The organism is Novosphingobium soli, from assembly GCF_042432915.1.
Taxonomy (GTDB): Bacteria; Pseudomonadota; Alphaproteobacteria; order Sphingomonadales; family Sphingomonadaceae; genus Novosphingobium; species Novosphingobium soli.
In genome coordinates, this window is sequence record NZ_JBHLWK010000015.1 from 166,522 (window position 1) to 190,414 (window position 23,893).

A 23,893-nucleotide genomic window follows, 5' to 3' on the forward strand; every position below is an offset into this window, starting at 1 on the left:
GTCGAAAGCAAGGCAAGGGCAAACATGGCAGAAACAGAGGGCGTGCGGCGGCGCGATTTCATCAACATCGCCGCAGTGAGCGCCGCGGGTGTCGCTGGCGTCGGGATCGTCATCCCGCTGGTCAGCCAGATGTCGGCGTCGGCTGACGTTCTTGCGGCTTCCTCGACCGAGATCGACATTTCCGCAATCCAGCCCGGCCAGGCGATCAAGGCGATCTTCCGCAAGCAGCCCGTGTTCGTGCGTAACCTCACTCCCAAGGAGATCGAGGAGGCCAACGGCGTCGACGTCGGATCCCTGCGTGATCCGCAGACGCTCAAGGAGCGCACCAAGGAGGGCAAGGAGAACTGGCTCATCACCATGGGCGTGTGCACCCACCTGGGCTGCGTGCCGCTCGGCGCCGGAGAGGGCGAGGTGAAGGGCGAATTCGGCGGATACTTCTGCCCCTGCCACGGCTCGTCCTACGACACCGCCGCCCGCATCCGGAAGGGCCCTGCGCCCAAGAACCTCGAGGTTCCGGAATACGCGTTCGCCTCCGACACCGTCGTGAAGATCGGCTAAGGGCCAAGAGAGAGGATCACTGACATGAGCTTTCCCTGGGCCAAGGAATATACCCCCAGCCATCCCTTCATGAAGTGGATCGACGAGAAGCTGCCCGTGCCGCGCCTCGTCTTCAATGCGGTGGGCGGCGGCTATCCGGTTCCGCGCAACCTCAACTACTTCTGGAACTTCGGCTTCCTGGCGCTGATCTGCCTGACGATCCAGATCGTCACCGGCATCGTCATGGCCATGCACTACGCGGCGAACACCGCCGTGGCGTTCGACACGATCGAAATGACCGTGCGCGACGTGAACTGGGGCTGGCTGATGCGCTACGCGCACGCCAACGGCGCCTCCGCCTTCTTCGTCGTCATCTACATCCACATCTTCCGCGGCTTCTACTACGGCTCTTACAAAGCCCCGCGCGAGATGGTGTGGCTGCTGGGCGTCACCATCTTCCTGCTGATGATGGCGACGGCGTTCATGGGCTACGTGCTCCCCTGGGGGCAGATGAGCTTCTGGGGCGCCAAGGTCATCACCGGCCTGTTCGGCGCGATCCCCTTCGTCGGCGAGCCGCTCCAGCAGTGGCTCCTCGGCGGCTTCGCGCCCGACAATGCCGCGCTCAACCGCTTCTTCTCGCTGCACTACCTGCTGCCTTTCGTGATCGTGGGCGTGGTCGTGCTGCACATCTGGGCGCTGCACATCCCGGGCTCGTCCAACCCGACCGGCGTCGAGGTGAAGACCGAGAGCGACACGGTCCCTTTCTACCCCTACTACATCGCCAAGGACGGCTGGGCCGTGGGCGCCTTCGCGCTGCTCTTCGCGATTGCGGTGTTCTACTTCCCCAACGCGCTGGGCCACCCGGACAACTACATCCCGGCCAACCCGATGAGCACGCCCGCGCACATCGTTCCCGAATGGTACTTCTGGCCGTTCTATGCGATCCTGCGCGCCTTCACCCAGGACTTCTTCATCATCCCGGCCAAGCTCATGGGCGTGCTCGCGATGTTCGGCGCGATCCTGGTGTGGTTCTTCCTGCCCTGGCTGGACAAGTCGCCGGTGCGCTCGGGCAACTACCGCCCGATGTACCGCAAGTTCTTCTGGTTCGGCCTGATCCCGGCGATGGCGGTGCTGTTCTACTGCGGTGGCGCGCCGGCGGAGGAACCCTACGTCATGCTCAGCCAGCTCGCCGCGCTCTACTACTTCGCGCACTGGCTGATCATCCTGCCGATCTGCTCTGCGATCGAGAAGCCGCTGCCGCTGCCTTACTCCATCACGGAGTCGGTGCTCGGGCACGACGAGGGCGCGCAGCTGCGGCCCGCCCACGGCGCGACCGAAGCGGTGCACGGCGAAACCGCCGTCCACGGCGCCTGATCAACAGCTAGAGCGAAAGACGAAAGACATGGCACGCATTCTCTCGATCCTCGTCGGGCTGTTCTTCACGGTCGCCCTGGCGTGGTCGTTCGGCAAGGGCGCCTACACGGCGATCACCGAGCCCGCCGCGCCCACGGCCGAGCACGAGTTCCACCTCCACCCGCGCGAAGTCCACTTCGCCAGCGACGGCGCCTTCGGCCGCTTCGACAAGCAGCAGCTGCAGCGCGGCTTCCAGATCTACAAGGAAGTCTGCTCGGCCTGCCACTCGCTGAGCCACGTCGCCTTCCGCGACCTGGAGCAGCTGGGCTACTCCGAAGGCCAGGTGAAGGCCATCGCAGCGGGCTTCCAGGTCCCCGGCACCGATCCCAACACGGGCGAGGCCAACATGCGCCCGGGCCAGCCCACCGACTACTTCCCCAAGCCCTTCGCCAACGACATCGCCGCGCGCGCCGCGAACAACAACGCGATCCCGCCGGACCTGTCGCTGATGACCAAGGCGCGCCACGACGGCCCCGCCTATATCTATTCGCTGATCACGGGATACCGTCCGCAACCGGCGGAACTGCTCAAGCACTTCCCGGATGCCAAGACGCCGCAGGGCCTTCACTACAACCCCTACTTCGCGAACCTGAACCTCGCGATGGCCCCGCCGCTCACCAGCGACGGACAGGTCGAGTACGGCGCCGGCAATCCCAAGCCGACGGTGGACCAGATGGCCAAGGACGTCTCCGCGTTCCTGATCTGGACGGCCGAGCCCAAGCTGGAAAAGCGCAAGCAGACCGGCCTGGCGGTGACGCTCTTCCTGCTCTTCGCGACGGTGCTGGGCTACATGGCGTACCGGAACATCTGGGCCGGCAAGAAGCACTGACACAGCGTCCCTGGGACTGCTAAGGGCTGCGACGCCCCCGCCATCGGGTGATGGCGGGGGCGTCTTGCTTTTTGGGCCGATGTGGAGTGCGAAACTGTGACCGTCGACGAACTGCGCGCCTTAGTGCGCACGATCCCGGACTTCCCCAAGGCGGGAATCCTGTTCCGCGACGTGACCACGCTGATGGGCCACGGCGCCGGCTTCGCAGCCGCGATCGGGCATCTCGCTCAGCTGGCGCAGAGCGCGGAGGCGCAAGCGATCGCCGGGATCGAAGCGCGCGGCTTCATCTTCGGCGCGGCGATGGCAGCCCGGATGGGCCTGCCCTTCGTGCCGGTGCGCAAGCCGGGCAAGCTGCCGGTCCCGGTGCTCGCGATCGACTATGCCCTTGAATACGGGACGGACACGCTGGAGGTCGATCCCGGCGCGGTTGCCGAGGGTGCGCGCATCGTGCTCGTGGACGATCTCATCGCCACCGGTGGCACGGCGCTGGCGGCGGTGGAACTGCTCCGCAGGGCGGGCGGCGATGTGGTCCAGTCGCTCTTCGCGATCGACCTGCCGGACCTCGGGGGCGCCGAGCGGCTGCGCGACGCAGGTGTTCCGGCCAGCGCCTTGATGGCCTTCCCGGGGCACTGACAGGGCGGCCGTAAGAGGCCGTTAGGGCGCGGCTAAGACGCACTTAGCGTAGGCGTTGCGCGCGGGGCGGACACCGCGGCTCCAGCGTAGCGCGGCGCTAGGCCGGATCAAAGGCGATGTGCAGCCGGGCGATGTTGCGGAAGCTGTAGGTGGGTTCGAAGGCATAGCGGCGGGCTTCGGGGGGGCCATGGTGGGGCTCGCTGATGCGAATCTCGGAGGTACGGGCCAGCAGCTCCTCGATCGCGACACGCGCCTCGAGGCGCGCCAGCGGCGCCCCCATGCAGGCGTGGCCGCCGCGGCTGAACGCCATGTGGTCGCGCAGCGCGGCGCGGTCCATGTCGAAGCTGTCGGGCTCGGCGAAATGGCGGGGATCGTTGCTGGCGCCGGTCAGGCTGACGTTCACGACGGTGCCGGCGGGCACGTCCACGTCGCCGATGGTGGTGGTGCGGCGCGCCACGCGATAGATCGCCTTGACCGGCGGATCGATGCGCAGCGTTTCCTCAATGAAGTCGCCGATGCGGGCGGGTTCGGCGCGCAACTGGGCCTGAAGATCGGGGCGGTCGCCCAGCACCCGCACGGCCATCGCGATCAGCCGCGAAGTGGTGTCCTGCCCCGCCCCGAACAGGAAGCGCGCCAGTTCGGAGAGCCGTTCGTAAGGCGGCACGGTGCCGTCCTTGAAGCGTGCGTTGGCGAGGTCGGAGAGCAGGTCGCCACGCGGCTGCGCCTGCCGATCGAGGATATAGCGGTCGAACCGGTCCTTGAGGAAAACCAGCGGATCGGGGCCGACCTTGTGCGCGGCGTCACCGTCGATCTGGCTCGGCGGAGCGCCGAGCAGGTCGAGCAGCTCGGCGCGATCGTCCATCGGGATGCCCATGATGTCGCTGATCGCGTAAGTGGAGGTGGCGTGGGCGAACTGGGTCACCACTTCGCACCCGCCGGCCGCGGAAAAACCGTCGATCAGCCGGTTGACCAGATCGCGCAGGTACGCCTCGTTCGCCTTCAGGCGCTTGAAGGTGAGCAGGCTGGTGAGAAGCGCGCGATGACGCACGTGGTCCTCGCCATCGAAACATACCAGGTGGGCGCTCCAGGGCAGCGTCTCGCGGTGGGCTTCAAGCTGCGCCCCGATGTCGTCGCCCTCGGGCGCGAAAGGCAGGCCAGGCAGGGGACCCAGCACCGAGACGAGCGAGGAGAAGGTGCCGTCGCGGCGGGTGAGCACTTCGTTCGCCTCCTCGTAGCCGGAGACGATCAGCGAGCCGTGGTAGCCCTCGCGCAGCACCGGCGAGCGGCTTCGCAGGTCGGCGAAGAACTCGCGCGGGCGGTCGATCACCTCGGGGTCCGAGTAGAAGTCGGGATAGTCCGGCCGGTCTGACACACCATCTCTCCCATGGCGTTTTCGTCAGAGTGTTGGCGGCCCGGCACACTGTCAACCGCTGGGGCGATGCCTGGTCAGAACCACTTGAGCCTTCGGAGCAGGAGCACCTCGATCCCCAGGATGCCGGCGCACAGCCCGGCGATGATCCAGAATCCGTGGGACCCCGGATGGGAGAGGGGGATGTCGCCGACGTTGATGCCCAGCAGTCCGGTGATGAAGGTCAGGGGCAGGAAGATGCCGGCGATCACCGCCAGGACGTACTGCGTGCGCTGGGTGTTGGCGGCGGCGCGCGCGCGGATGTCGTCCTGCAGCACCAGCGCCGATTCCTTGCTGATGTCGAGGTCGTCGAGGTAGCGGCGCAGCCGCGCGATCGATTCGGCGATCTCGCGCCGGTCGTGATCCTCGAACCAGTCGGGCGCTCCGCTGGCGATCGCCATCAGCGCTTCGTGCTGCGGCGACATATGGCGCTTGAGAGCCAGGCTCTGGCGGCGGATCATGGCGATGCTGTCGAAGGTCTGGTCCGAATAGGTGTCGGCGGTCGCGTCCTCGAGCGCGTCGATCATCGCGTTCATGTCGACCACGGCGTGGCTCATGCGGTCGATCAGGTGCTCGGCCAGCGCCGTGACGAGGGCACCCGCGTCCACCGGACCCTCGCCCGCGTCGAGGTCGTTGCACACCAGCCGCGGCGTCTGCAGCGGCGCGCGGCGAAGCGTGATCACGCGCGTGCCGTCGCTCCACAGCTGCAACGACAGCATGTCCTCCGGCGCTGCGCCGGGATTGAAATTGATGCCCCGCAGCGTGGCCACCAGGGCACGGCCCTCGCGGAAGGCGCGGGGGCGGGTGGCATCGCCGGTCAGCAGCTCGGCGGTGGGCTCGGGGATGCCCAGGTGGTGCTTCAGCCAGTCCTCCACGCCGGGATGGGTGCGCAGCAGGTGGATCCACAGGATCTCGCCCTCATGCCGCGGGTGCCAGTGGCGCGCCTCGTCCCAGTCGATGCGGCGGGCGCCGCCCGCTCCGTCGAGCACGCGGCCGAACAGCAGCGGCAAGGTACAGTGCTCGTCGTCCAGCGGCATCTCGGGCGTCATCCCGCTTCCATGCCCCAAATACGCCAGGGGCAAAAGAGGGCGCGCTCAGCCGCGCGGGCGGCGATCCATGGGCAAGGTGGGGCGGTGGCTTTGCGAAAGCGCGCGCGCCTGCGCAGCGGACAGGCCCAGTTCGACGAGCACCCGTTCGAGCGCGACCTCCTTGGCGACCGCCAGGTCGGGGAGCACTCCGGTTCCTTCCCAGTCCTGCCCCGTCACCGGGTCGAAGGTACGCCCGACCGGGAGGAAGGCCGCAAGGCCGCCGGCCAGTGCGATCTCCCCGCCGAAGTGGTTCGCGCCCGCGGTCGGCTCGCCGACCAGCGTAGCGCGGCGGGTCGTCTTCATGGCCCATGCGAAATGTTCGGCAGCCGAGGCCGTGCGCGGTCCGACCAGCAGGTAGACCTGCGCTCCGCGCAGCGAGCTCTCGGCATTGGGGGTGACCCAGTGCTCGCGCCGCACCATCGCCGGATCGTCCAGCTTGCGCATCGAGGCAAGTCCCTCGACCGGGGAGCCCAGCTCGCGTTCGGCCGCCAGGGTGGTCTCCATGGTGACGAGCCGCGTCGGCTCGGCGAACAGCCACGGCAGGATGACGTCCATCTGCTCGACGCCGCCGCCCCGATGCGTGCGCAAGTCGAAGATCAGCGCACGGGCCGTCGCATGCTCCGCCATGAAGCGCGCCGCAGCCTGGGTCACCGCGGGATCGTGAGGGAACATGGTCATCCGCAGGTAGGCAATGCCCGGCGCGATCCAGCCTGCCTGCTCCAGCGCCGGCGCCTCGGCACCTTGCGGCGGACCCTTTGCGCCAGGGCGCGGTCCGCCGGCCGGAAAGACGCGCAGGTGCCCGTCGGGCGAAACGGCCTGGAGGTCGCGCGTGATGGCCGCGGCCGCCTGCTCGGCCGACAGGGAGGCATAGCGACCCGCCGCGACGCTGTCGCGCAGCGCAGCGGCGTACCGAGCGCCGGTTTCCCGATCGAGGTACAGGCGCTCCAGCTTCGCGGCGAGTTCGCAGGCTGCGGCGTCGGCATCGGTCGCAGGCGGCGCGTCGCAGGTCTGGGCCGGCGTCGAGCGTGCCGGGACCGCCAGCAGCACGGCGCCCACGCCAGCGGCGGCGACGCCGGCGGTCATCGCCAGGTAGAAGGAGGTCTGCTGGGGCATGGCGAAGTGGGGGGCTTTCGCGTGAGAGGTGATACCGCGACACTGTCGCAGGAGACGAAAGGCAGCGCCAGTGCGCAGATCGGGCGATCAATGCTGTTGATCGAGTGGCAACCAGACGAGGTGCCGGAATCGTCTTCAATCCGCAGCCTCGAGCGCCTATAGAAGGCGCATGTCTTCCGTACGACCCTGGCGCGACATCGCGCGCCGCAAGAGCCGCCAGATCATGGTGGGCAGCGTCCCCGTCGGCGGCGACGCGCCGATCACGGTGCAGACCATGACCAACACCCTGACCTCCGATGCGGCCGCAACGATCGACCAGATCCGCCGCTGCGAGGATGCCGGTGCCGATCTCATCCGGGTCTCCTGTCCCGATGTCGAGAGCACCGCGGCGTTTCGCGAGATCGCCCGCGCGGCGCGGGTGCCGCTGATCGCCGACATCCACTTCCACTACAAGCGCGCCCTGGAAGCGGCCGATGCCGGCGCGGCCTGCCTGCGGATCAATCCCGGCAACATCGGCGGCGACGATCGCGTGGCGGAGGTGGTGCGCGCGGCCAAGGCCAACGGCTGTGCCATCCGCATCGGCGTGAACGCGGGCAGCCTCGAAAGAGACCTGCTGGAGAAGTACGGCGAGCCCTGCCCAGAGGCGCTGGTCGAATCGGCGCTCGACCACATCAAGCTGCTGCAGGACCACGACTTCCACGAGTTCAAGGTGGCGGTGAAGGCCAGCGACGTGTTCCTTGCCGTCGCCGCCTACCAGGGGCTGGCCGAGGCGGTGGACTGCCCGCTGCACCTCGGCATCACCGAGGCCGGCGGGCTGATCGGCGGCACGGTGAAGTCCTCGATCGGGATGGGCATGCTGATGTGGTCCGGCATCGGCGACACGCTGCGCGTCTCGCTCTCGGCCGAACCGGAAGAGGAAGTCCGCGTCGGCTTCGAGATGCTCAAGGCGCTGGGCCTGCGCACCCGCGGCGTGCGCGTCGTCTCGTGCCCCAGCTGCGCGCGGCAGGGCTTCGACGTGATCCGCACCGTGGAGGCGCTGGAAGAACGCCTGCAGCACATCAAGACGCCGCTCTCGCTCTCGGTGCTCGGCTGCGTGGTCAACGGCCCCGGAGAGGCGCGCGAGACCGATATCGGGCTCACCGGCGGCGGCAACGGCAAGCACATGGTCTATCTGTCGGGCGTGACCGACCACACCGTGCAGAGCGAAACGATGCTCGACCATATCGTCAGCCTGGTCGAAGCCAAGGCTGCCGAGATCGAGGCGGCGAACGCGGCGCAGGAAGCCGTGGCGGCGGAATGAGACGCGCCGAATTTCTACATGACTATTATCGCTGAATAAGTTTCGGTAGACTTCGAAGAAGTAATTCAACGAATATACGCCATCCGAGGCCGAGGTGGCAGTATGGTCGATGGGACGTCTTCCGGTGCGGTGCGAGAGGCCAAGTCGTTCTCCGCGATGATAGGTCGGTTCACGGCGGCCGTCGTCGCCATCACCGCGCTGATCGCGGCGCTGACGTCGATGACGGTGGCTATCAAGGCAGGGTGGAAGGAAGTCGGCCCCTTCTTCGTCCAACTGCTGACGACCGGCAAGGCCGAGATACCACCACGGACGGAGCCGAAGCCCGATCCCGTCCTGATGTCCGGGGATCTGGCGGCGCGTCTCAAGGATGACGATTCCGTCGACCGACACAAGGCGCGCGACGATCTGGCGCAGGCGATTGCCACGGCATCGCCGGGGTCGGTCAGCGCGCTCGTGGCGCAGGCGTCGCCCCAGGACTATCGTTTGCAGCTGGGCATTGCGGTAGCGCTCGCGAAGGCCCCCGGAGGCTGGCGCGCCGCCGACGGCACGGCCCAGGCCAGATTGCAGGAGATGGCGGCCGGTGCCCGCGATGCCACCCTCGGCCGGGCCCTCCGGGCGGCCCTGGCCAATCAGCGTCGATGATCGCCGCCATGGTCGGGCCGGGAGCGCTGTCGGACCTGATGCCCTTGCTTGTCGCGGCCTTGCTGGGCTGCATGGCGAGCCTGATCCACCTGCTGGTGCAAAGAGGCGATCGGGCGGCGATGGCGCTGTCATGCGCCGGTGCGGTCATCGCGACCGCCATCTGCCTGATCACCCGCGTCGTGAGCGATCTGCCGACCGCGTTCATCGTGGTGGGGGCACTGACACTGGTGCGCCTGCGCGCGGCGATCGAGGACGTCCGCGAATTCGGGTTCTTGCTCGTGTGCGTGGCGATCGGCCTCGGCTGCGGTGAGGAGCGCTACGGCATCGTCGCGGCGGGGGCGGGCCTCACGTGCCTGCTGGGCGTGCTGCTCGTCCCGGGGCGAAGCCGGCAGCGCGAGCATCGCATCACGGTGACGCTGCTGGCGGAGCAGGCGGCGGAGTTCTCGGAATGGCTGCGCAATGCCGTGAAGGACCATCGGCTGAGCCTGCGCAACCTGGGGGAAGGGCGGATGCGGTTGCGCGTGACGTTCAGCGGTGCCGCGTCTGCAGCGGACCCGGTCCTGCGCCACGTCGGAGCGACCTGGCCCTCGCAGGCCGATCTTCAATACACGATGCGGGAGGACGACTGATGGCGCGATCGCTGGCCGTTCGCATGCTGCTGGTGGTGGGGGGGCTGATCGCGATCCTGGCGCTGGTCCTGCTCTATGCGCCGACCAGGGCGCTCATGGTGCAGGAGAAGCGGCAGTATTACTTCGGGCCGGAATCCAGCCTGTCGCGGTTCTCCTCGCTGGAGTTCGCGGTGCTGCCAGGGCAATCGCGCACCGACGCGCTGGCCTGGTTGCCAGGAGGCCTGGCCCTGCTCCCGAAGAAGTCGGACACCGCGGCCTTGTTCGGGCACCGCGAGCCCGCTCCCGGTTCTGCGGTGCGGGCGATCCTGCAGCCAGAGGAATGCCTCGCCGTGAAGGCCCTGGTGGTGACCGGAAGCGCTGCTCCCTACGCCGAGCGTCTGCGGATCGATGCCGCCTTGCGCGGCGCTGCAGGGCTCGAGCGGCTGCGCAAGGTGGTCCCGGCACAGTGCGGCGTCGACCCGGCGCAGGCGGACTGTCCGGTGTTCTGGCTGGAAGGCCGACCGGACAAATGCTGAGATCGAAGCTCAGGCTGGAGTAGACGAAAAAGCCCCGCCGGATCGCTCCGACGGGGCTTTCTATGGGTCCGGGGACGAGAGGCTTATTCGGCCCCGTTGTCCTGGTCGTCACCCTTCAGCAGGTAGTCGCCAGCATCCGCGTCGGTGCCGTGGGTCTCGCCCTCGACCGCCGCCAGCGGGCTGTCGCCCAAGTCGTCCGCAGGATCGCGGGCGAGCTCGGCGCGGTGCTCTTCCTCGGCGGTGTTGGCGAGGATCATGGCCTCCTGCACGCGGCGGGTCGCCGCACGCAGCGCCGCGTCACGGCTGGACGCCGCCACGCGGACGCGGTTCATGCCCGCACCCGTACCGGCCGGGATGAGGCGACCGACGATGACGTTCTCCTTCAGGCCGATCAGCGAGTCCTTCTTGCCCTCGACCGCCGCCTGCGTGAGCACGCGGGTGGTCTCCTGGAACGACGCCGCCGAGATGAACGAGCGCGTCTGCAGCGAGGCCTTGGTGATGCCCAGCAGCACCGGCTTGCCTTCCGCGGGGCGCTTGCCCTCGGTCAGCTTGCCGTTGATCTCGGCCATCTCCTCGTAGTCGACCTGCTCGCCCGCCAGCAGCGTGGTGTCGCCGCCGTCGGTGATCTCGACCTTCTGCAGCATCTGGCGAACGATCACCTCGATGTGCTTGTCGTTGATCTTCACGCCCTGCAGTCGATAGACTTCCTGGATTTCCGCCACGAGGTATTCCGCCAGGGCCTCGACGCCGAGGACCTCGAGGATGTCGTGCGGATCGGGCGAGCCCGAGACCAGGTTGTCGCCCTTCTTGACCCAGTCGCCTTCCTGGACGTCCACCACCTTGGACTTGGGGATCAGGTACTCGACCGGCTCGCCGTCCTCGGGGATGATCGCGATCTTGCGCTTGGCCTTGTAGTCACGGACGAACTCGACGCGGCCGGAGACCTTGGCGATGACCGCGTTGTCCTTCGGCTTGCGGGCCTCGAACAGCTCGGCAACGCGCGGCAGACCGCCGGTGATGTCGCGGGTCTTGGCGGCTTCGCGGCTGGCACGCGCGACGATGTCGCCCGCTTCGACCACCTGGCCGTCCTCGACCGAGAGCGTCGTGCCCGGCGCCAGCATGTAGCGCGCGGTCTCGCCCGAGCCCTCGTCGAGAAGGGTGATGCGCGGACGCAGGTCCTCCTTCTTCTTCGAGCGCGCCGAGGAGCGGTCCTCGGTGACGATGCGGCTGGTCATGCCGGTCGCGTCGTCGACCACTTCGGTCAGCGTGCGGGTGTCGATCAGGTCCTGGTACTTCACCACGCCCGAGGTCTCGGTGATGATGGGCAGGGTGAACGGGTCCCACTCGGCCAGGCGCTCGCCTTCCTTCACCGCCGCCCCATTGGTGTGGAGCAGCACGGTGCCGTAGGGCACGCGGTGCATGGCGCGCTCGCGGCCCTCGGTGTCGATCACCACGATCTCACCGTTGCGGGCGAGGCTGAGGCGACGGCCGCGCTTGTCGACGATCGTCGGGATGTCGCGGTACTCGACCGTGCCCTCGCAGATCGCCTCCAGGTGGCTGGTCTCGTTCAGCTGGGCGGCACCGCCGATGTGGAAGGTACGCATGGTCAGCTGCGTGCCGGGCTCGCCGATCGACTGCGCGGCGATCACGCCGACAGCCTCGCCGATGTTCACCGGCGTACCGCGGGCGAGGTCACGCCCGTAGCACGTGCCGCAGACGCCCTGCGTGGCTTCGCAGATCAGCGGCGAGCGGATGCGCGCGGCCTGGATGCCCGTCGCCTCGATCGCGGCCACGGCCGGCTCGTCGAGGAGCTGGCCCTTCGACGCGACCACGTTGCCTTCCTTGTCGACGATGTCCTCGGCCAGGGTGCGGCCCAGGATGCGTTCGGCGAGCGAGGCGATGGTCGAGCCGCCCTGCACGATCGAGCGCATTTCCAGCGCGCGTTCGGTGCCGCAGTCGTCGATGACGACCACGCAGTCCTGCGACACGTCGACCAGACGACGGGTCAGGTAACCCGAGTTCGCCGTCTTGAGCGCGGTGTCGGCCAGACCCTTGCGGGCGCCGTGGGTCGAGTTGAAGTACTCGAGGACGGTCAGGCCTTCCTTGAAGTTCGAGATGATCGGCGTCTCGATGATCTCGCCCGACGGCTTGGCCATGAGGCCGCGCATGCCGGCGAGCTGCTTCATCTGGGCCGGGCTGCCACGCGCGCCCGAGTGGCTCATCATGTAGATCGAGTTGATCGGCTTCATACGGCCGGTCTCCTCGTCCACCGGCGCGGCGCGGATCTCGTCCATCATGGCGTTCGCGACCTGGTCGCCGCAGCGGCTCCAGGCGTCGATCACCTTGTTGTACTTCTCCTGCTGCGTGATGAGGCCGTCCTGGTACTGCTGCTCGTAGTCGGCCACCAGTTCCTTGGTCTCGTTGACCAGCGCTTCCTTCGAATCGGGGATGATCATGTCATCCTTGCCGAAGGAGATGCCCGCCTTGAACGCGTTGCGGAAGCCGAGGCTCATGATGGCGTCGGCGAACAGCACCGTGTCCTTCTGGCCGGTGTGACGGTAGACCTGGTCGATGACGTCGCCGATCTCCTTTTTGGTGAGGAGACGGTTGACGACGTCGAAGGGCACCGTGTGCGACTTCGGCAGGCACTCGCCGATGAGCATGCGGCCCGGGGTCGTCTCGAAGCGCTTCATGTACTGCTGACCGTTCTCGTCGGTCTGCGGCACGCGGGCCTCGATCTTCGTGTGCAGCGTGACCGAGCCGTTGAACAGCGCCTGGTGCACTTCGGCCATGTCGGCGAACTTCATGCCTTCACCCGGCTCCCCGTCGCGGTCGAGCGACAGGTAGTACAGGCCCAGGATCATGTCCTGCGAGGGCACGATGATCGGCTTGCCGTTGGCGGGCGAGAGGATGTTGTTGGTCGACATCATCAGCACGCGCGCTTCCAGCTGGGCTTCCAGCGAGAGCGGCACGTGGACGGCCATCTGGTCACCGTCGAAGTCGGCGTTGAAGGCCGAGCAGACGAGCGGGTGCAGCTGGATCGCCTTGCCTTCGATGAGGACCGGCTCGAAGGCCTGGATGCCCAGACGGTGCAGCGTCGGCGCGCGGTTCAGCATGACCGGGTGTTCGCGGATCACTTCGTCGAGGATGTCCCAGACTTCCTTGCGCTCCTTCTCGACCCACTTCTTGGCCTGCTTCAGGGTCATGGACAGACCTTTGGCATCGAGGCGGGCGTAGATGAACGGCTTGAACAGCTCGAGCGCCATCTTCTTGGGCAGGCCGCACTGGTGCAGCTTGAGCTCGGGACCGGTCACGATGACCGAACGGCCCGAGTAGTCGACGCGCTTGCCGAGCAGGTTCTGGCGGAAGCGGCCCTGCTTGCCCTTGAGCATGTCGGACAGCGACTTGAGCGGACGCTTGTTGGCGCCGGTGATGACGCGGCCGCGGCGACCGTTGTCGAACAGCGCGTCGACCGCCTCCTGCAGCATGCGCTTTTCGTTGCGCACGATGATGTCGGGCGCGCGCAGCTCGATCAGGCGCTTCAGACGGTTGTTGCGGTTGATGACACGGCGATAGAGGTCGTTGAGGTCCGAGGTCGCGAAGCGGCCACCGTCCAGCGGCACCAGCGGGCGCAGCTCGGGCGGGATGACCGGCACGACGTCGAGGATCATCCACTCCGGGCGGTTGCCCGAATCGATGAACGATTCCACGACCTTGAGGCGCTTGATGATCTTCTTGGGCTTGAGCTCCGACTTGGTCGTCTCAAGCTCCTGCAGAAGGTCGGCGCGCTCCTGCTCGAGGTCGAGCGCGATGAGCATCTGCTTCACCGCCTCGGCGCCGATCCCGGCCGAGAACGCGTCCTCGCCGTACTCGTCCTGCGCGTCGAGCATCTCGTCTTCGGTGAGCAGCTGGTACTTCTCGAGCGGGGTCAGGCCCGGCTCGATCACGATGTAGCTCTCGAAGTACAGCACGCGCTCGAGCTGCTTGAGCTGCATGTCGAGCAGCAGGCCGATGCGCGAGGGCAGCGACTTAAGGAACCAGATGTGCGCGACCGGCGCGGCCAGCTCGATATGGCCCATGCGCTCGCGGCGCACCTTGGTGACGGTGACCTCGACGCCGCACTTCTCGCAGACGACGCCCTTGTACTTCATGCGCTTGTACTTGCCGCAAAGGCACTCGTAGTCCTTCACGGGGCCGAAGATGCGGGCGCAGAACAGGCCGTCACGCTCGGGCTTGAACGTGCGGTAGTTGATGGTTTCCGGCTTCTTGATCTCGCCGAAGGACCAGGAGCGGATACGCTCGGGGCTCGCCAGACCGATCTGGATCTGGTCGAACGTCTCGGGCTTCGCCATCTGGTTCGTGAACTTGGTCAGGTCGTTCATTTTTGTCTCCAAGGCAGGAGCGTAACAACAAATTGTGCGAAGCGATCTAGCAGTTCGAAAGAGGACGGCTGTTTTTGAAAGCTGGCACTTTCTTCAACCCTTTCTCTTTCTTTACGCCACTTCCTAAAGTTTCCCCGAACTTCAGGGACGGAAAGCTCGCTTCTCACAAATTCGAAATTGTCACTGATTGCTTCGATCGCGAATGCTCTTCGGGGAGAAGTAAAGTTAAAAAATTCGACCAACTGGTCTGCAGGAAATTTGTAGATGTCATTCAAAATAACGTCGTGAAAAATTCCGTCTCGGCTGGCTTCGTAATCAAACTTCACGTTCTCCCTTTGCAATATCAGGCGGTTATTAGGCCCTGAGTTCCAGTGGCTGATGACGCTCCATCCGGCTTGCTCGACTAGGCGGTCGAAGGGTGGATGGAGCGTCGCCAAATTCACTCCGCCGCGATCGCCACGCCATCTTCGTCGGTATCGAGCGAGGACAGTTCGACGTTGAGGCCCAGCGAGCGCATTTCCTTGACGAGAACGTTGAAGCTCTCGGGAATGCCGGCCTCGAAGGTGTCGTCGCCCTTGACGATCGCTTCGTAGACCTTGGTGCGGCCGACCACGTCGTCGGACTTCACCGTCAGCATTTCCTGCAAGGTATACGCCGCGCCGTAGGCCTGGAGCGCCCAGACCTCCATCTCGCCGAAGCGCTGGCCGCCGAACTGCGCCTTGCCGCCCAGCGGCTGCTGGGTGACGAGCGAGTACGGACCGATCGAACGGGCGTGGATCTTGTCGTCGACCAGGTGGTGCAGCTTGAGCACGTACTTCATGCCCACGGTCACCTTGCGGTCGAACTTGTCGCCGGTGCGCCCGTCGTAGAGGTTCACCTGGCCCGATTCATCGAGCCCGGCGAGCTTGAGCATGTCGGTCACGTCCTTCTCGACCGCACCGTCGAACACCGGCGAGCCCATCGGCACGCCCTTGCGGACGGAATCGGCGAACTCGACGATCTGCTCGTCATCGCGCGCTGCGATGTCGGCCGCGTAGTTCTCACCGTAGATCTCGGTGAGCAGTTCGCGGACCGCCTCGGGCGGCTGACCCGCTTCGGGATTCGGATTGGCCGCTCGCCATGCGTCCAGCGCCTCGCCGATCCGCGCGCCGAGGCCGCGAGCGGCCCAGCCCAGGTGCGTCTCGAAGATCTGCCCGACGTTCATGCGCGAAGGCACGCCGAGCGGGTTCATCACGAAGTCGACCGGGGTGCCGTCTTCCAGGAAAGGCATGTCCTCCAGCGGCAGGATGCGGCTGATGATGCCCTTGTTGCCGTGACGGCCGGCCATCTTGTCGCCCGGCTGCAGCTTGCGCTTCACCGCGACGAAGACCTTGACCATCTTGAGCACGCCCGGTGCCAGCTCGTCGCCGCGCTCCAGCTTCTCCTTGCGATCCTCGAACTTCTCCTGGATCGCCTTGACGGTGGCGTCGTACTGCGCCTTCACCGCTTCGAGCTGCGACTGCATGTGGTCGTCCGCGACCGCGAACTTCCACCACTCGTGACGCTCGACCTCGCCGAGGGTCTCCTCGGTGATCTCGCCGCCCTTCTTCACGCCCTTGGGGGCCGAAGCGGCCACCTGGCCGATCAGCATGTCGCGCAGGCGGTTGTAGGTGGCGCGGTTGAGGATCGCACGCTCGTCCTCGCGGTCCTTGGCGAGGCGTTCGATCTCCTCGTTCTGGATCGCGCGGGTACGGTCGTCGATCTCGATGCCGTGGCGGTTGAAGACGCGCACGTCGACGATCGTGCCCGAGACGCCCGGCGGCAGGCGCAGCGAGGTGTCGCGGACGTCCGAGGCCTTCTCGCCGAAGATGGCGCGCAGGAGCTTCTCCTCCGGCGTCATCGGGCTTTCGCCCTTGGGCGTGATCTTGCCGACCAGGATGTCGCCGGGGTGCACTTCGGCGCCGACGTAGACGATGCCCGCCTCGTCGAGGTTGCGCAGGGCTTCCTCGCCGACGTTCGGGATGTCGCGGGTGATGTCTTCCGGCCCCAGCTTGGTGTCGCGGGCCATCACCTCGAACTCGTCGATGTGGATCGACGTGAACACGTCGTCCTTCACGATGCGCTCGGAGATGAGGATGGAGTCCTCGTAGTTGTAGCCGTTCCAGGGCATGAACGCGACGAGCACGTTGCGGCCGAGCGCCAGCTCGCCGAACTCGGTGGACGGACCGTCAGCGATGATGGTGCCGGCCTGGACCACTTCGCCTACCTTCACCAGCGGACGCTGGTTGATGCAGGTCGACTGGTTCGAGCGCTCGAACTTCTGCAGGCGGTAGATGTCCACGCCCGACTTGCCGGGTTCGATATCGCCCGAGGCGCGGATGACGATACGCGTCGCGTCGACCTGGTCGACGATGCCGGCGCGCAGGGCCGAGATCGCGGCGCCCGAATCGCGCGCCACGGTCTCTTCCATGCCGGTGCCCACGAAGGGCGCGTCGGCCTGGACCAGCGGTACCGCCTGGCGCTGCATGTTCGAGCCCATCAGCGCGCGGTTGGCGTCGTCGTTCTCCAGGAACGGGATCAGCGAGGCGGCGACCGAGACGAGCTGCTTGGGCGAGACGTCCATCAGCGTGATCTGGTCGCGCGGGCTCATCACGAACTCGCCGTTCTGGCGGGCCGAGACGAGTTCCTCGACGAAGCTGCCGTCCTCGTTGGTTTCGGCCGAAGCCTGCGCGACGGTGTGCTTCTGTTCTTCCATCGCGGACAGGTACACGACGTCGCCGGTGACCTTGCCGTCGAGCACCTTGCGGTACGGCGTCTCGATGAAGCCGTACTTGTTGACGCGCGCGAAGGTCGAGAGCGAGTTGATCAGGCCGATGTTCGGGCCTTCCGGCGTCTCGATCGGGCAGATGCGGCCGTAGTGGGTCGGGTGGACGTCGCGGACTTCGAAGCCGGCGCGCTCACGGGTGAGACCACCCGGCCCGAGCGCCGAGACGCGGCGCTTGTGGGTGACTTCCGAGAGCGGGTTGGTCTGGTCCATGAACTGCGAGAGCTGCGAGGAGCCGAAGAACTCGCGCACCGCGGCCACGGCGGGCTTCGCGTTGATGAGGTCGTTGGGCATGACCGTCGACACGTCGACCGACGACATGCGCTCCTTGACGGCGCGCTCCATGCGCAGCAGGCCGACGCGGTACTGGTTCTCCAGCAGCTCGCCCACCGAACGCACGCGGCGGTTGCCGAGGTTATCGATGTCGTCGATCTCGCCCTTGCCGTCCTTGAGGCCGACAAGCTCCTTCACCACGGCGAGGATGTCCTCGACGCGCAGCGTGGTGACGGTGTCCTCGGCGTCGAGGCCGAGGCGCATGTTCATCTTGACGCGGCCGACGGCCGAGAGGTCGTAGCGGTCGCCATCGAAGAACAGGCCGTCGAACAGCGACTCCGCGGTCTCCTTCGTCGGCGGCTCGCCCGGGCGCATCACCTTGTAGATCGCCTCGAGACCCATGTCGCGATTCTCGGCCTTGTCGGCCTTCATCGTGTTGCGGATCCACGGGCCGGTGTTGACGTCGTCGATGTCCAGCAGCTCGATGCGGTCGATGCCGGCGCGGTCGAGCGCTTCGAGGTTCTCGGGCGAAACCTCGTCACCCGCCTCGATGTAGATGCGGCCGGTCGACTCGTCGATGAGGTCCTTGGCCGAGTAGCGGCCGAAGATTTCCTCGGTCGGGATCAGCAGCTCTTCCAGGCCGTCCTTCTGCGCCTTGTTGGCGGCGCGGGGGCTGATCTTGGTGCCCGCCGGGAACACCACTTCGCCCGACTTGGCATCGACGATGTCGAACGCCGGCTTGGCACCGCGCCATGCCTCGGGGGTGTAGGGCAGCTGCCAGCCGCCAGAGCCGCGCTTCCACGCCACGGTGGTGTAGAAGTAGTCGAGGATCGCCTCGCTATCGAGACCCAGCGCGTAGAGCAGCGAGGTGACCGGCAGCTTGCGCTTGCGGTCGATGCGGACGTTGACGATGTCCTTGGCGTCGAACTCGAAGTCCAGCCACGAGCCGCGATAGGGGATCACGCGGGCCGCGAAGAGATACTTGCCCGAGGCGTGGGTCTTGCCGCGATCGTGGTCGAACAGGACGCCCGGCGAGCGGTGCATCTGCGAGACGATGACGCGCTCGGTGCCGTTGATGAAGAAGGTGCCGTTCTCCGTCATCAGGGGCATGTCGCCCATGTAGACGTCCTGCTCCTTGATATCGAGGACCGAGCGGGTCTCGGTCTCGGCGTCGACCTCGAACACGATGAGGCGCAGCGTGACCTTCATCGGGGCGGCGTAGGTGATGCCGCGCTGGCGGCACTCGGTCACGTCGTACTTGGGGTCTTCCAGCTCGTAGTGGACGAAGTCCAGCTCGCTGGTGCCCGCGAAGTCGCGGATCGGGAACACCGAGCGCAGGGTCTTCTCCAGGCCCGAGACGTAGCCGGTCGCCGGATCGGAGCGCAGGAACTGCTCGTAGCTTTCGCGCTGGACCTCGATCAGGTTGGGCATCTGGACGACTTCGTGAATGTCGCCGAAGATCTTGCGGATGCGCTTCTTGGCGGAGCGTACCGCAGTGTCGATGGGCTTGGTGGCCATGAGCTGGTCTTGCCTCTTCGCTTCAGGGGGCCGATTCGCTGGTGGATCGGCCTAGAAAATGTCGTCTTCGCGAGATCGTGCGCCTGCCGGGGCAGGCTATCCGAAACGCAGAAAAGGCCGCCTGGCGCGCGCATTCCCGGATTTGGGAACACCTTGCGGCCTGCAGCCTTCCACGTCGGATGAAATCCCGATCGCTTCCTTCCCGGGCGTGTCCCCGCGCATGGACCCGCCTTGCTCGAAGCGATCGAGCAGACTGCCCATATAGGAGGCAGACGGGGTGCTGTCAAATGGGTGTCGTGGGCCGCGAAGACTCTCCCTGCGAGCGGGATGGACATCAGCGGAGATGCGCCATTCCGTTAATCTGCCGTAAATGTCAAGAACGCCGCGGCTAAGATGCGGAGAACCAGAGATCATCAACTCGTCGCAACAAGAAGTTCGTCTGGTCTTGTATTCGCCGGATGCGAAGCACTTTACTACAAATACTGCATTTACGATTGCATGGACAACAATTCTTACGCCCGCTCGCCCCACAGCCTGACGGCGATTGCCGCCGTCCTCGCGCTGTCCTCCGTTCCCGCCATGGCGCAGGAGGTGCAGCCTCCCGCGCCCGCAGCACCCGCCCCCGTAATCGACGCGGCGCCGCCAGCCACGCCCATCACGCCGACCCTCGTCCTCCCCCCGGCAGCAACGGCGCCGACCGCCGCGCCCGATGCGACCACGACGGCTGGCACCACGCCGTCGGCGGCCGCCCCGGTCGTCGTGCCCGAGCCGGCTCCCGCCGCCGGGGAGGGGGCGCGGTCGCAGACCGTTCCCGCCCAGGTTACGAGCCGCACCGCCTCGACGCCCCCGACTCGGACCCGCCTGGCGCAGCCTGTCGCCGTCGAGGCGAGTGACGCGCAGCCCACGGTGCCCACGGCTCGGCAGAACGGCACAGCGGCAGACGGCGCGCTGGCGCAGGGCGGGGTGCCACGCGCCGTAGCATCCCCGGCCGGTGACAGCACCGCGCCTGCCCCCGCCGCGCGTGCTCCGGCCCGAGCCGAAGACGCTGATCGCGGCCGGAAACTGCCGCTCGCCGAGATCGCCGGCATCCTTGCCGCGCTCGGCATCGCCGGCGTCGGCATTGCAGCCATGATGCGGCGCCGTCGCAGCCCGGTAGCCGGAGACCTCGACGATGCGCCCGAGCCGCTGCCGCCGATGAGTGCGGCGGAGCCGGTGCCTGCCCCAGCCCGGGCGGTGGCAGCGGCCCAGCCCGGGGTGGCGGAACCGGCCGTGGTCGAGCCCCCGGTCCGCGCGGCCGCTCCGGTCGGGGCCGGTGCGACGGCCATGCTCGCAGCGTCGCCGCTCCCGCGCACGGCGCAAGAGCGCCAGTCCATTCTCGACCGCATGGTCGCAGCCACGCCCGACGAGGGCAATCCGTTCACCTCGCGCAAGGGTCGCCTGCGTCGTGCGCGCATCCAGCTCCAGCATCGCGAGCATCGGGAACAGGCCGCGGCCGAGCGGGCCTCCTCCTTCGACTTCCGCACCTACAGGTCGTCCAAGCAACCCGGAACGGAGACCGCCTCGAGCCCAGCGCGCCCCGATCTGGTCGACGCCTGAACTGCCGGCCGTCACGCCCGGCACGAGGGGCGGCTCCATCCGGAGCCGCCCCTTCTTTCTGCTTTCCACGCAGCCGCATATCGAATTTCGATATTATCGATTGACGATAAGGCGGATCGCGCTTATTGATTTTCGATATGACGCATATCGGAGATCGACAAATGCCTCGGCTCTTCTTCCCCATTCCACGGCTGCACCCCACGGCTGGCGCCCTTATGCTGATGGCGCTGGTCCTGCTCCCCATCCTGCCTGCCGGCGTGCCCGCGCCCCTGCGGCCGGCGCCACCCTCCGCTCCGGGGGTGGTCCTGGTGGTCGCGCATGCGCCGGTGCTGATGTGAGGGGCGGGCCCATGCGCTCCATCGCCCGCGATCCGCTTCTCGCGTTCGCCCGCGTCGTCCTGTTCCTGGCCATGGGGCTGTGCGGCCTGGTGGGCGCCGTCATGCTGGTCACCGCACCCTTCATGATCTTCGGTCGCTTTTCCATCCTGGATGATGTCTCGGCCGACCTCGAAGGCGCCACGACCGGCACGTTTCTGGCGATCGGCGGCGTGATGCTGCTCGTCGCGGTGGCGGCGGCGCTCGCCTTCCTGTTCCTGCGGCACCTGCTGCGGATCATCGATTCGGTGGGAGAGGGCGATCCCTTCGTCCCGGTCAACGCCACCCGCCTGGCGGCCATGGCATGGCTGACGATCGCGATAGAGGCGCTGACTTACCCCATCGGCGGCCTCGGAATCCTGATCGCGCGCAGCTTCCCCAATGTCCATTCCGACCTCGAGGTGGGCTTTTCGCTCAGCGGCGTGCTGCTCGCGGTGATCCTGTTCATCCTCGCCCGGGTCTTCCGCAAGGGCGCACAGATGCGCGCCGACCTCGAGGGCATGGTGTGATGGGGGAGGAGACCGAAGGAACCAGTATCGTCGTGCGCCTCGATGACCTCCTGCACGCGCGGCGCATGACGCTGACCGAACTGGCCGAGCGGATCGGCATCACGCTCGCCAATCTCTCGATCCTCAAGACGGGGAAGGCCAAGGCGATCCGCTTCTCCACGCTGGAGGCCATCTGCCGCGAACTCGATTGCCAGCCCGGCGATCTGCTGGGCTACGAAGAGCGCTGAACCGGACCCGCGGGCCCTCGGGTGCTGTGGGGGCCCGGGCGCCGCGTCGTGCTAGGCGGCGTGGACAAATTCGACGTCTGCTAAATGGCAGCAACGGGTGGCTAGTTGCCGATGTTGCTGAGGGTCAGCGAACGGAATTAGTGCGCTCGAAGCCCCGATCCGAACCTCTAAGCTTGAGAAGTCCGTCGATACCTATCGTCAGAAGAGCGAGGGTCATAATCGCCGTGTTCCATGAAGACGGAATTGACATCTCGATGCTGCGAAACGCAAAGAAACCGGCAGGAACAACAAGCATCAACGGCACTATGCGCTGTGCCAACGACCCACGCGGCAAGAACCTTGCAAACAGCGTTGAAGCCGCAAGACATACGAAAACGCCTGTCGCTGAAATATCCGTCATAACGCAAGCGTGCCATGTGGATCGCCTCAACGCAACATGTCCGCTAAGGGGCGTGACCGGACTGTCTGAATTTGTCCACGCGCCCTAGGCACCGCGGCGGTTGTTGTCGCGACGGGAGCGATAGGGGGAAGCGGCGTTGCCGGCGATGGCGGTGGTGGCGATCGTGGCGGTGATCGCCCGTAGCCGGGTGGAATGGCGCTCCGCTTGACTTTCCCGCCCTTCTCGGCCATTGGCCCGCTCCGACCGGCGGGGTGATTCTCCGTCGTTCATCCGTCCGAGACCGCTGCTGAGGGTTCCCCTCTTAATTCGCAGCCTAGACGGGGAACAGGATATCTCCCGGCCCTGCCGCTCTTTCGAGCGTGGTGCCATGCTCGTGCTTCGGCACGAGGACTCCTTCCCCTTCGAACGGACTCGCCCGGGGCGCCTCGCGCGCCCTGGACTACGTAGCCGGCTGCGAGGGGTTCGCCTTTCGCGGCCATTGTGAAGGAGTAAGGCATGGATCGTTCGCAGAAAGCCGAATCGGTCGCCCAGCTCAACGCGGTCTTCTCCGAGGCCGGCGCGGTGGTCATCACCCGCAACCTCGGCATGACGGTGGCCCAGTCCACCGCCCTGCGCGGAAAGATGCGTGATGCGGGCGCGACCTACAAGGTTGCGAAGAACCGTCTTGCCAAGCTTGCCATCGCGGACACCGACTACGTCGGTATCGGCGACTTCCTGACCGGCCCGACGGCCATCGCCACTTCGGTGGACCCCGTCGCAGCCGCCAAGGCCGTCGTCGACTTCGCCAAGACGACCGACAAGATCGAGATCGTCGGCGGCGCGATGGGCTCGCAGGTTCTGACCCCCGAAGGCGTCAAGGCTCTGGCCTCGATGCCCTCGCTCGACGAACTGCGCGCCAAGCTCATCGGCCTCGTCCAGGCTCCGGCGACCAAGATCGCCCAGCTCTCGACCGCTCCGGCGGCCAAGCTGGCGCGCGTCTTCGCTGCCTACGCCGAAAAGGACGCTGCCTGAGCCGCAAGCGAAAGCATTGCGTTTCTAACGATTTATTCCGGCGGTTCGCATGAGGCGGCCCCGGACCACAGATCAGGAGTGAAGTAACATGGCCGATATCGCCAAGCTTGTTGAAGAACTGTCGCAGCTGACCGTCCTCGAGGCGGCTGACCTCGCCAAGGCCCTCGAAGAGGCGTGGGGCGTTTCCGCCGCCGCCGCTGTCGCCGTTGCCGCGCCCGCCGGCGCTGGTGGCGACGCTCCGGCCGCCGAAGAGAAGACCGAATTCGACGTGATCCTCACCGGCGACGGTGGCAAGAAGATCCAGGTCATCAAGGAAGTCCGCGCCATCACCGGCCTGGGCCTCGCTGAAGCCAAGGCTCTCGTCGAAGGCGCTCCGAAGGCCGTCAAGGAAGGTGTCAACAAGGCGGAAGCCGAAGACATCAAGAAGAAGATCGAGGAAGCCGGCGGCACCGTCGAGCTCAAGTAATCTTCTTTCCGGTTCTGCCGGACAGATCAGGGAAGGGCGGCTCCGCAAGGGGCCGCCCTTTTCGCGTGGGACCCGGATCGCGGAGCGGTTGAATCATTGCGAGACCGTCATGACGGACTCTTGGCGGGTTGGACCGGGCATCTGGGCCGCGCAGCGAGTCGCTGCCCCCCGGATGCTCACCCAGGCAAGTAAATGGCGCGGCGCAGCAGGCAAGCGTTTGCAGCCAT

At 66.6% G+C, this 23,893-nt stretch carries 22 protein-coding genes; 14 read left to right on the forward strand and 8 right to left on the reverse strand.

Features of this window, described 5'->3' with window-relative positions; genetic code table 11:
* Nucleotides 1-24 precede the first annotated feature (24 nt).
* The 4 genes from petA (at nt 25) to ACFFJC_RS13040 (ending at nt 3,412) form a co-directional block, all read left to right on the forward strand.
* Complete coding sequence (petA, locus tag ACFFJC_RS13025) at nt 25-558, forward strand: ubiquinol-cytochrome c reductase iron-sulfur subunit (protein ID WP_379487912.1); 534 nt, start codon at nt 25-27, stop codon at nt 556-558.
* Nucleotides 559-582: 24 nt separating this feature from the next.
* Nucleotides 583-1,911, forward strand: a complete 1,329-nt coding sequence (locus ACFFJC_RS13030) for a cytochrome b (protein WP_379487913.1) — start codon at nt 583-585, stop codon at nt 1,909-1,911.
* Between the two features lie 28 nt (nt 1,912-1,939).
* A complete protein-coding gene (locus ACFFJC_RS13035; RefSeq protein ID WP_379487914.1) occupies nt 1,940-2,779 on the forward strand; it encodes a cytochrome c1 in 840 nt (279 codons plus the stop codon).
* Between the two features lie 96 nt (nt 2,780-2,875).
* Nucleotides 2,876-3,412: an adenine phosphoribosyltransferase gene (locus tag ACFFJC_RS13040; protein ID WP_379487915.1), complete on the forward strand. Its 537-nt coding sequence runs from the start codon at nt 2,876-2,878 to the stop codon at nt 3,410-3,412.
* Nucleotides 3,413-3,509: 97 nt separating this feature from the next.
* Here ACFFJC_RS13040 and ACFFJC_RS13045 read toward each other — a convergent pair whose 3' ends face one another.
* From ACFFJC_RS13045 to ACFFJC_RS13055, 3 genes are all read right to left on the reverse strand, one after another.
* Nucleotides 3,510-4,784, reverse strand: a complete 1,275-nt coding sequence (locus tag ACFFJC_RS13045) for a cytochrome P450 (RefSeq protein WP_379487916.1) — start codon at nt 4,782-4,784, stop codon at nt 3,510-3,512.
* Nucleotides 4,785-4,858: 74 nt separating this feature from the next.
* Nucleotides 4,859-5,869, reverse strand: a complete 1,011-nt coding sequence (locus tag ACFFJC_RS13050) for a zinc transporter ZntB (RefSeq protein ID WP_379487917.1) — start codon at nt 5,867-5,869, stop codon at nt 4,859-4,861.
* 45 nt (nt 5,870-5,914) lie between these two features.
* Nucleotides 5,915-7,021: a S41 family peptidase gene (locus ACFFJC_RS13055; protein ID WP_379487918.1), complete on the reverse strand. Its 1,107-nt coding sequence runs from the start codon at nt 7,019-7,021 to the stop codon at nt 5,915-5,917.
* 169 nt (nt 7,022-7,190) lie between these two features.
* On the opposite strand from ACFFJC_RS13055, the gene ispG reads away from it, so the two are divergent.
* From ispG to ACFFJC_RS13075, 4 genes are all read left to right on the forward strand, one after another.
* Nucleotides 7,191-8,321 (forward strand): flavodoxin-dependent (E)-4-hydroxy-3-methylbut-2-enyl-diphosphate synthase, encoded by a 1,131-nt coding sequence (ispG, locus tag ACFFJC_RS13060; RefSeq protein ID WP_379487919.1) that lies wholly within the window; start codon nt 7,191-7,193, stop codon nt 8,319-8,321.
* 102 nt (nt 8,322-8,423) lie between these two features.
* On the forward strand, nt 8,424-8,963 hold the full coding sequence (locus ACFFJC_RS13065) for a hypothetical protein (RefSeq protein WP_379487920.1): 540 nt from the start codon (nt 8,424-8,426) through the stop codon (nt 8,961-8,963).
* Nucleotides 8,960-9,592 carry a DUF4956 domain-containing protein gene (locus tag ACFFJC_RS13070; protein WP_379487921.1) on the forward strand — a complete coding sequence of 211 codons (633 nt, stop codon included), beginning with the start codon at nt 8,960-8,962 and terminating at the stop codon, nt 9,590-9,592. Before ACFFJC_RS13065 ends, ACFFJC_RS13070 begins: the two co-directional genes overlap by 4 nt.
* Entirely contained in the window at nt 9,592-10,107 is a 516-nt protein-coding gene (locus ACFFJC_RS13075; protein WP_379487922.1) for a hypothetical protein, read from the forward strand. The genes ACFFJC_RS13070 and ACFFJC_RS13075 overlap by 1 nt, the downstream gene beginning before the upstream one ends.
* A gap of 83 nt (nt 10,108-10,190) precedes the next feature.
* On the opposite strand, the gene rpoC is transcribed toward ACFFJC_RS13075, so the two are convergent.
* Genes rpoC through rpoB form a run of 3 tightly spaced genes read right to left on the reverse strand, consistent with a single transcriptional unit; the run spans nt 10,191 to nt 19,083 of the window.
* Complete coding sequence (rpoC, locus tag ACFFJC_RS13080; protein WP_379487923.1) at nt 10,191-14,489, reverse strand: DNA-directed RNA polymerase subunit beta'; 4,299 nt, start codon at nt 14,487-14,489, stop codon at nt 10,191-10,193.
* Nucleotides 14,486-14,926 carry a hypothetical protein gene (locus tag ACFFJC_RS13085; RefSeq protein WP_379487924.1) on the reverse strand — a complete coding sequence of 147 codons (441 nt, stop codon included), beginning with the start codon at nt 14,924-14,926 and terminating at the stop codon, nt 14,486-14,488. The genes rpoC and ACFFJC_RS13085 overlap by 4 nt, the downstream gene beginning before the upstream one ends.
* Before the next feature lie 2 nt (nt 14,927-14,928).
* Nucleotides 14,929-19,083, reverse strand: a complete 4,155-nt coding sequence (rpoB, locus tag ACFFJC_RS13090) for a DNA-directed RNA polymerase subunit beta (RefSeq protein ID WP_379487925.1) — start codon at nt 19,081-19,083, stop codon at nt 14,929-14,931.
* A gap of 498 nt (nt 19,084-19,581) precedes the next feature.
* Here rpoB and ACFFJC_RS13095 point away from each other — a divergent pair, with 498 nt between their 5' ends.
* The 4 genes from ACFFJC_RS13095 to ACFFJC_RS13110 all read left to right on the forward strand — a co-directional run bounded on the left by ACFFJC_RS13095 (nt 19,582) and on the right by ACFFJC_RS13110 (nt 21,789).
* The gene (locus ACFFJC_RS13095) at nt 19,582-20,679 is read left to right on the forward strand and encodes a hypothetical protein (RefSeq protein ID WP_379487926.1); all 1,098 of its coding nucleotides are present in this window, start codon (nt 19,582-19,584) and stop codon (nt 20,677-20,679) included.
* A 161-nt stretch (nt 20,680-20,840) separates the two neighbouring features.
* Nucleotides 20,841-21,017 carry a hypothetical protein gene (locus ACFFJC_RS13100; protein WP_379487927.1) on the forward strand — a complete coding sequence of 59 codons (177 nt, stop codon included), beginning with the start codon at nt 20,841-20,843 and terminating at the stop codon, nt 21,015-21,017.
* Nucleotides 21,018-21,028: 11 nt separating this feature from the next.
* Complete coding sequence (locus ACFFJC_RS13105; protein WP_379487928.1) at nt 21,029-21,562, forward strand: DUF2975 domain-containing protein; 534 nt, start codon at nt 21,029-21,031, stop codon at nt 21,560-21,562.
* The gene (locus tag ACFFJC_RS13110) at nt 21,562-21,789 is read left to right on the forward strand and encodes a helix-turn-helix domain-containing protein (protein WP_379487929.1); all 228 of its coding nucleotides are present in this window, start codon (nt 21,562-21,564) and stop codon (nt 21,787-21,789) included. Before ACFFJC_RS13105 ends, ACFFJC_RS13110 begins: the two co-directional genes overlap by 1 nt.
* A 124-nt stretch (nt 21,790-21,913) precedes the next feature.
* Here the strand turns inward: ACFFJC_RS13110 and ACFFJC_RS13115 are convergent, their stop codons facing one another.
* Together ACFFJC_RS13115 and ACFFJC_RS13120 are read right to left on the reverse strand one after the other, a co-directional pair.
* A complete protein-coding gene (locus ACFFJC_RS13115) occupies nt 21,914-22,189 on the reverse strand; it encodes a hypothetical protein (RefSeq protein ID WP_379487930.1) in 276 nt (91 codons plus the stop codon).
* A gap of 84 nt (nt 22,190-22,273) precedes the next feature.
* A complete protein-coding gene (locus ACFFJC_RS13120) occupies nt 22,274-22,459 on the reverse strand; it encodes a hypothetical protein (RefSeq protein ID WP_379487931.1) in 186 nt (61 codons plus the stop codon).
* 225 nt (nt 22,460-22,684) lie between these two features.
* On the opposite strand from ACFFJC_RS13120, the gene rplJ reads away from it, so the two are divergent.
* Both rplJ and rplL read left to right on the forward strand, forming a co-directional pair.
* Nucleotides 22,685-23,200 carry a 50S ribosomal protein L10 gene (gene rplJ, locus ACFFJC_RS13125; protein ID WP_379487932.1) on the forward strand — a complete coding sequence of 172 codons (516 nt, stop codon included), beginning with the start codon at nt 22,685-22,687 and terminating at the stop codon, nt 23,198-23,200.
* 88 nt (nt 23,201-23,288) lie between these two features.
* Nucleotides 23,289-23,666: a 50S ribosomal protein L7/L12 gene (gene rplL / locus ACFFJC_RS13130; RefSeq protein ID WP_379487933.1), complete on the forward strand. Its 378-nt coding sequence runs from the start codon at nt 23,289-23,291 to the stop codon at nt 23,664-23,666.
* Nucleotides 23,667-23,893 lie beyond the last annotated feature (227 nt).

What these genes read in the sequence shown, in the direction of transcription:
- petA (WP_379487912.1), top strand. Translation starts at nt 25, where the DNA reads ATGGCAGAAACAGAGGGCGTGCGGCGGCGCGATTTCATCAACATCGCC.
- ACFFJC_RS13030 (WP_379487913.1), top strand. Translation starts at nt 583, where the DNA reads ATGAGCTTTCCCTGGGCCAAGGAATATACCCCCAGCCATCCCTTCATG.
- ACFFJC_RS13035 (WP_379487914.1), top strand. Translation starts at nt 1,940, where the DNA reads ATGGCACGCATTCTCTCGATCCTCGTCGGGCTGTTCTTCACGGTCGCC.
- ACFFJC_RS13050 (WP_379487917.1), bottom strand. Translation starts at nt 5,869, where the DNA reads ATGACGCCCGAGATGCCGCTGGACGACGAGCACTGTACCTTGCCGCTG.
- ACFFJC_RS13055 (WP_379487918.1), bottom strand. Translation starts at nt 7,021, where the DNA reads ATGCCCCAGCAGACCTCCTTCTACCTGGCGATGACCGCCGGCGTCGCC.
- ispG (WP_379487919.1), top strand. Translation starts at nt 7,191, where the DNA reads ATGTCTTCCGTACGACCCTGGCGCGACATCGCGCGCCGCAAGAGCCGC.
- ACFFJC_RS13065 (WP_379487920.1), top strand. Translation starts at nt 8,424, where the DNA reads ATGGTCGATGGGACGTCTTCCGGTGCGGTGCGAGAGGCCAAGTCGTTC.
- ACFFJC_RS13070 (WP_379487921.1), top strand. Translation starts at nt 8,960, where the DNA reads ATGATCGCCGCCATGGTCGGGCCGGGAGCGCTGTCGGACCTGATGCCC.
- ACFFJC_RS13075 (WP_379487922.1), top strand. Translation starts at nt 9,592, where the DNA reads ATGGCGCGATCGCTGGCCGTTCGCATGCTGCTGGTGGTGGGGGGGCTG.
- rpoC (WP_379487923.1), bottom strand. Translation starts at nt 14,489, where the DNA reads ATGAACGACCTGACCAAGTTCACGAACCAGATGGCGAAGCCCGAGACG.
- rpoB (WP_379487925.1), bottom strand. Translation starts at nt 19,083, where the DNA reads ATGGCCACCAAGCCCATCGACACTGCGGTACGCTCCGCCAAGAAGCGC.
- ACFFJC_RS13095 (WP_379487926.1), top strand. Translation starts at nt 19,582, where the DNA reads ATGGACAACAATTCTTACGCCCGCTCGCCCCACAGCCTGACGGCGATT.
- ACFFJC_RS13100 (WP_379487927.1), top strand. Translation starts at nt 20,841, where the DNA reads ATGCCTCGGCTCTTCTTCCCCATTCCACGGCTGCACCCCACGGCTGGC.
- ACFFJC_RS13105 (WP_379487928.1), top strand. Translation starts at nt 21,029, where the DNA reads ATGCGCTCCATCGCCCGCGATCCGCTTCTCGCGTTCGCCCGCGTCGTC.
- ACFFJC_RS13110 (WP_379487929.1), top strand. Translation starts at nt 21,562, where the DNA reads ATGGGGGAGGAGACCGAAGGAACCAGTATCGTCGTGCGCCTCGATGAC.
- ACFFJC_RS13115 (WP_379487930.1), bottom strand. Translation starts at nt 22,189, where the DNA reads ATGACGGATATTTCAGCGACAGGCGTTTTCGTATGTCTTGCGGCTTCA.
- ACFFJC_RS13120 (WP_379487931.1), bottom strand. Translation starts at nt 22,459, where the DNA reads ATGAACGACGGAGAATCACCCCGCCGGTCGGAGCGGGCCAATGGCCGA.
- rplJ (WP_379487932.1), top strand. Translation starts at nt 22,685, where the DNA reads ATGGATCGTTCGCAGAAAGCCGAATCGGTCGCCCAGCTCAACGCGGTC.
- rplL (WP_379487933.1), top strand. Translation starts at nt 23,289, where the DNA reads ATGGCCGATATCGCCAAGCTTGTTGAAGAACTGTCGCAGCTGACCGTC.